The 3,657-nt window shown below is 67.0% G+C and carries 4 protein-coding genes; 2 read left to right on the top strand and 2 right to left on the bottom strand.

Going from position 1 to position 3,657, the window contains the following annotated elements; genetic code table 11:
• Positions 1-74: 74 nt before the first annotated feature.
• Together Q0480_RS01930 and argH are read right to left on the bottom strand one after the other, a co-directional pair.
• Positions 75-176, bottom strand: a complete 102-nt coding sequence (locus Q0480_RS01930) for a lipoprotein (RefSeq protein ID WP_299130080.1) — start codon at positions 174-176, stop codon at positions 75-77.
• On the bottom strand, positions 173-1,567 hold the full coding sequence (gene argH, locus Q0480_RS01925; protein ID WP_299130079.1) for an argininosuccinate lyase: 1,395 nt from the start codon (positions 1,565-1,567) through the stop codon (positions 173-175). The genes Q0480_RS01930 and argH overlap by 4 nt, the downstream gene beginning before the upstream one ends.
• Between argH and Q0480_RS01920 the strand changes: the two genes are divergently transcribed.
• Positions 1,560-2,177, top strand: a complete 618-nt coding sequence (locus Q0480_RS01920) for a TlpA disulfide reductase family protein (protein ID WP_299130077.1) — start codon at positions 1,560-1,562, stop codon at positions 2,175-2,177. The genes argH and Q0480_RS01920 overlap by 8 nt on opposite strands.
• Positions 2,178-2,395: 218 nt before the next feature.
• On the top strand, positions 2,396-3,538 hold the full coding sequence (locus Q0480_RS01915; RefSeq protein ID WP_299130076.1) for a hypothetical protein: 1,143 nt from the start codon (positions 2,396-2,398) through the stop codon (positions 3,536-3,538).
• Positions 3,539-3,657: the final 119 nt, after the last annotated feature.

The following is a 3,657-nucleotide window of genomic DNA, read 5'->3' as shown; positions in this document are numbered from 1 at the left end:
CCTCGGCTTTGTCGGGCCTGCGCCTCGCGTGCCTTCGGCGCGCTTGGTCGGAAAGCCGACGAGAAGCCCCCCCCTCAGCCCTCCGGCACCCGGTCGGTCGGCAGGGCCGGCTCCGGGTCGCCCTTGATGCCGCAGGCGCCGAGCGCGAGGCAGAGGATGAGAACCAGCCGGATCACGCCGGGAACTCCGCGCGCCAGGCGGCGACGCGTTCGCGCACACCCGCCGGCGCGGTGCCGCCGAAGCTGCGCCGGCTCGCCACCGAATTCTCGACGCCGAGCACGGCATAGACCTCGTCGGTGATGCCGGGATGCGCCGCGCGCATCTCCGCGAGGCTCAGGTCCGGCAGATCGACGCCGCGCTCCTCGGCGCGCTTCACCAGCGCCCCGGTCACATGATGCGCCTCGCGGAACGGCAGGCCGAGTGCGCGCACCAGCCAGTCGGCGAGGTCGGTCGCCGTCGAAAAACCACTCGCCGCCGCGACCCGCAGCCGCTCGGCGTTCGGCGCCATGTCCGCCGCCATCCCGGTCATCGCGGCCAGCGCCAGCATCAGGCTGTCCGCCGCGTCGAACACCTGCTCCTTGTCCTCCTGCATGTCCTTGGAATAGGCGAGCGGCAGGCCCTTCATCACGGTGAGCAGCGCCACCAGCGCGCCGTTGATCCGCCCGACCTTGGCCCGGATCAGCTCGGCCGCGTCGGGGTTCTTCTTCTGCGGCATGATGCTCGACCCGGTGGAGAACCGGTCGCTCAGCGTCACGAAGCGGAACTGCGCGGTGGACCAGATCACCAGCTCCTCGGCCATCCGGCTGAGATGCGTGGCGCAGACACTCGACGCGCTCAGGAATTCCAGCGCGAAATCCCGGTCGCTGACGGCATCGAGGCTGTTGGCCATCGGCCGCGCGAAGCCGAGCGCCTCCGCCGTCATGTGCCGGTCGATCGGAAACCCCGTCCCGGCCAGCGCCGCCGCCCCGAGCGGGCATTCGTTCATCCGCGCCCGCGCGTCGCGAAACCGCCCGCGGTCGCGGTCCAGCATCTCGACATAGGCGAGCATATGGTGGCCCCAGGTCACCGGCTGCGCCACCTGCAGATGGGTGAAGCCCGGCATCACCATCTCCGCCCCGGCCTCGGCCTGCGCCAGCAGCGCGCGCATCAGCGCCTCGATCCCGCCGATCGCCGCGTCGCACTGGCCGCGCACCCAGAGCCGGAAGTCGGTCGCCACCTGATCGTTGCGCGAGCGGGCGGTATGCAGCCGCCCCGCCGCCTCGCCGATCAGCTCCCGCAAGCGGCTCTCGACATTCATGTGAATATCCTCGAGCGCGGTGGAAAAGGCGAATTCCCCCGCCTCGATCTCTGACAAGACCGTGAGCAGCCCTTCCCGGATCGCCTCGACGTCGGTAAGGCTGAGGATGCCCGTGGCGCCGAGCATGGCGGCATGGGCGCGGCTCGCCTCGATATCCTGGGCGGCCAGGCGCCTGTCGAAGCCGATCGAGGCATTGATCGCTTCCATCACCGCGTCGGGTCCGGCCGCGAAGCGCCCGCCCCACATCGCGTTCGAGGTCTTCTTGTCCATCCGTCCGCCCGTCTTTTCCGCCCTCACGCGCCGCGCCGCGCCGATGGCCGCCCTGCTATACGCCGCCGTCCTGATCGGCGCAAACCCCGCCGCCGGCCAGACCCTGACCCCGGATCAGCGCGCCGCCGTCGAGGCCCTGCGCACCGACGACATGCGCAAGCTCGTGGTCCATGCCGACCCGATCCCGGCGCCCGACATCGCCTTCACCGACCCGGCCGGCGCCGAGCATCGGCTGGCCGACAGCAACGGCCGCCTGCGCCTCGTCACCTTCTGGGCCACCTGGTGCGCGCCTTGCCGCGAGGAAAACCCCTCGCTCGACGCCCTGCAACGCACCCGCGGCGGCGCCGATTTCGAAGTGCTCGCCATCGCCACCGGCCGCAACGACCCCGCCGCCATCGACCGTTTCAACGCAGCGGCCGGCATCACCGCCCTCCCCCCCCTCCTCGACCCGAAAAGCGCGCTCGCCCGAGCAATGAACGTCCCCGGCCTGCCGGTAACGGTCATCCTCAACCGCCAAGGCGCCGAAATCGCCCGCCTGATGGGCGGCGCCGACTGGACGAGCGCGGCGGCGCTGGCGATCGTCGACTATCTCGCGGGGGTGGAGGGGTAGTAAATCTTTCACTCGCACCGCGAGCGGAAGCTGGCGCGACTTCCCCGAATCAGCCATACTGATGCGATTGCAAAGGCGAGTCGCCTCTACCCTCCAATGGTTTTCGAGTATTCGCGACCCGCGAACACGTGCGTGGCCTGGACTGCTTCGCAACACGAAACCGCGTCTGCCTGCCTCCGCGCGGGTGGGAAGCGTTGGTATAGCAAAGGGGTGACGATATGGACGATGGTCTGACCGAAGGCTTGGAATCGCCATCGGATACTGGCACAGGGAACGATGCGGAGATCAACGCGGACGCCGCAGCCCCGACGGTCGATGTTGCGCCAGAGGCAAGCCCCGAGAAAAAGCCCGTCACACCGGGGGATCCGAATCCCGTGCCGAGTGGCGGGACTAACGTCTTCCCAATAAACCCCGCTGCCCCGTCCCCCGCTCCCGCCGGCGAAGACCGCGCCGCTGACACTGGTCCCACGCTCGCCGAAGTCACGGAGTTCCGCGACAAGTCCCGCAAGATGCTGGCGGATAAAATGGACATGTTCGGCGCGCCTATCATCCATGTCTATGCGTGCTGTGATCGCTTCATGATCTATCTTGCCGATGTCAGCCCAGGCGACATCGGCGTCGTGCGTTACAGTCTCGCTGGTGACTATCCGACCGCCCAGGCAATGCGCGGAAATCTCGCGCCGGTCTCTGCCAGACTGTCTTGTGCAAACGACCTGATCTTCCAGACTCGCGGTCTCTGGTACGCGGACAATCCGAAGTCGGACTTCAGAACGTCGATCAGCTGGCGCATCTTCGCACCAATCGCGCGCGTGATGCAGATGGCGTTCGAGGGCGATATCGAGTCGGCTTCCAGCGAGATCGACCGCTTCAACGCGGAGATGGAAGCCCGACGCGACAGCCGCAATCGCATGCGCTACGTGCTGACCAACTCCGCCGCGACCCTTATTGTGATCGTGCTTTTCCTTGTCGTCTACTTTGCGCCGCTGCCGGCGCCGTGGTTCGCATCTTTCCGTGCCCTTGAGCAGGTAGGCAATGTCTCGATCCTGATTCTACTCCTGTTCGGCGCACTTGGGGCGTTCTTTTCGGTCTCGCTTGATCTCCAGTCGATCAAGCTCGCCTACGCTATCTCGAAATGGGAGATGCTCTACAGCGGCGCCGCGCGGATCCTGCTCGGTCTGATCGCATCGACTGTGGCGTCACTGCTGATCTTCGCTGGCTGGCTGCTCAGCGGCGTTTCGGACACGATGCTGCCGTACAACTTCTATCTCTTCGCCTTCATCGCGGGTTTCAGCGAGTACTTCATCCCGAACGCTCTCAAGATGACCGAAGCTGGCGCGCCTATCAAAGCACCCGTGAAGTAGCTCTTCCGGCAGTCGCTATTACCAACGGCCGCGCCGGCTGACTCTTTCCTCAGGGGTCGGACACAAGCCCCAGCCGGGCGTTGGGCGTGACGAATGGGCCGCCGGTCTCGACCGTCGGC

The sequence above is a fragment of the uncultured Amaricoccus sp. genome, from assembly GCF_937891315.1.
GTDB lineage: Bacteria > Pseudomonadota > Alphaproteobacteria > Rhodobacterales > Rhodobacteraceae > Amaricoccus.
Note: the sequence above shows the minus strand (reverse complement) of the source record. Positions and strands in the feature narration are given on the sequence as shown.

Bases quoted from the DNA above. Each gene is read 5' to 3' on its own strand.
- argH (WP_299130079.1), bottom strand. From the start codon at position 1,567: ATGGACAAGAAGACCTCGAACGCGATGTGGGGCGGGCGCTTCGCGGCC.
- Q0480_RS01915 (WP_299130076.1), top strand. From the start codon at position 2,396: ATGGACGATGGTCTGACCGAAGGCTTGGAATCGCCATCGGATACTGGC.